This window comes from Staphylococcus sp. HMSC057A08 (genome assembly GCF_001812925.1).
In the GTDB taxonomy this organism is placed as follows: Bacteria; Bacillota; Bacilli; order Staphylococcales; family Staphylococcaceae; genus Staphylococcus; species Staphylococcus hominis.
Genome location: NZ_KV810856.1, coordinates 1 through 262 on the forward strand (window position 1 = coordinate 1; position 262 = coordinate 262).

1 protein-coding gene is annotated in these 262 nt (G+C 32.1%); it reads right to left on the bottom strand.

All coding sequences use genetic code 11. The annotated features are described in order from the left end of the window. A partial coding sequence (locus HMPREF2881_RS07210) for a recombinase family protein (RefSeq protein ID WP_141752623.1) occupies window positions 1-178 on the bottom strand: 178 nt, incomplete at its 3' end. Window positions 179-262 lie beyond the last annotated feature (84 nt).

Consider the following 262-nt stretch of genomic DNA (forward strand, 5'->3'; position numbering starts at 1 on the left):
CAACAATCGTATCTCCTGACCTCGCAAATTCAATAGCTTTATCTAAACCAGGACGTTTACTTCTTGATCCACTTATATGATCGCTAAATATCTTTTCACAACCATATTGATTTAATCGATCTTCCTGCAAATTCAAATTTTGCAAACCAGTTGAGACTCTTGCATAACCTATTTTCAAAATACAAACCTCCTATGTAGATTTTCATTGTACCATAACTTAATTCTAACCATATTTATGAACATAGATTTTCTGTTGGGTTAT